This window comes from Kocuria atrinae C3-8 (assembly GCF_000286355.1).
GTDB classification, from domain to species: Bacteria; Actinomycetota; Actinomycetes; order Actinomycetales; family Micrococcaceae; genus Kocuria; species Kocuria atrinae_A.
This window is the reverse complement of sequence record NZ_AJXN01000220.1, coordinates 1-1,193: the sequence shown is the minus strand read 5'-3', so window position 1 is coordinate 1,193 and position 1,193 is coordinate 1. Positions and strand designations below refer to the sequence as shown.

Below are 1,193 nucleotides of genomic sequence, written 5' to 3'. Positions count from 1 at the left end.
CCGCCGGTGCCGCGATAGCCGCCCTGGTCGTACAGCTCTTCCTGCCGCGCGCCCCGAAATGCGGGTGGTGCACGCGCGCCACGGCCGGGTGTCGGTTGAGGGTCGCCGCCAACGACGCCGCCGTGGCCGACTGCCGCTCCACGCGCACTCCCAGCGTGGAGATTCCCTGCAGGATCTCGTGCGCGGTGATGGCGGTCATGCACGGGCCCAGGTCATTGAGGTACTTGCACCGGGCCACACCCAGCAGCGCTCGCTTGGCGCCGTAGACCTCCACGGGGGAGCGGTTGCCCAGCGGGGGTGCGGGGTGGTGAGCCACGGCCACCGCTCCGGATCTTCGGTCGGGTCGAAGTTGCCGGTGTCCACCAACAGACCGCCCAGGGGGCCGCCGTGACCGGACAGGTACTTGGTGCCGAGTGGATCACCAGGTCAGCCCCGTGCTCACCGGGTGTGAACAAGTGAGGCGTGGCCACGGTGTTGTCCACGATCACCACGGCACCGTTGCGGTGGGCGATGTCCGCGATGGCGTCCAACTCGGGGAGGTCCGCGAGCGGGTTGGCGATCGACTCCAGGAAGAACACCCGAGTCTCCGGCGTGACCGCGGCTTCCCATTGCTCCGGGTACCGCGGATCCGCGAACGTCACGGTCAATCCAGTCTCGGCCAGGGTGTCCGTGAGCAGGTCCACGGTGCCGCCGTACAGGTGCGAAGACGCCACCACGTGCCCGTTGACCGGCCCGGTCAGCGCGAGCAACGCCAGGGTCACCGCGGCCTGACCGGACGAGGTTGCGACGGCGCACTCGGCCCGTTCCAGCTTGGTCACCGCGCTCTCCAGCGCCGTGACGTTCGGGTTGCCGGTGCGGGCGTAGGTGTAGCCGGCAGCGCGCTGGGCGAAGACCGCGCGGGCATCTGCCAGGGTGTTGAACGCGTACGCCGCACTGTGGTGGATGGGCGCCACAATGGGGCTACCCAGGGGTGCGGGTTTGGTCTGCTCGGTCACAGGAGGCTCCCTTCGGATGCGCGGGCCAGGGTTTCAGCGGGGGTAGCGGCGGGTGCGGACGCGGCGTCGTCGTTGGCGAGCTCAGCGCGCACGGTGACGGCGGCGGCCACGAGGCGATCGAGGCGGCCTCGGTCTCGGGCCAGCCGCGGGTCTTCAGACCGCAGTCCGGGTTGACCCACACGCGGTCCGCGCCGATTT

Annotated in this window: 3 protein-coding genes; all 3 read right to left on the bottom strand. The window is 70.5% G+C overall.

Annotated elements, in window-relative coordinates; translation table 11 throughout:
• The coding region (locus tag YO9_RS19380; RefSeq protein ID WP_262925739.1) for a PLP-dependent transferase at positions 1–199 on the bottom strand (199 nt) is incomplete at its 3' end.
• Between the two features lie 13 nt (positions 200–212).
• On the bottom strand, positions 213–995 hold the full coding sequence (locus YO9_RS0115995) for an aminotransferase class I/II-fold pyridoxal phosphate-dependent enzyme (protein WP_223286725.1): 783 nt from the start codon (positions 993–995) through the stop codon (positions 213–215).
• On the bottom strand, positions 961–1,176 hold the full coding sequence (locus tag YO9_RS19375) for a hypothetical protein (RefSeq protein ID WP_223286726.1): 216 nt from the start codon (positions 1,174–1,176) through the stop codon (positions 961–963). Before YO9_RS19375 ends, YO9_RS0115995 begins: the two co-directional genes overlap by 35 nt.
• Between the last annotated feature and the right edge of the window lie 17 nt (positions 1,177–1,193).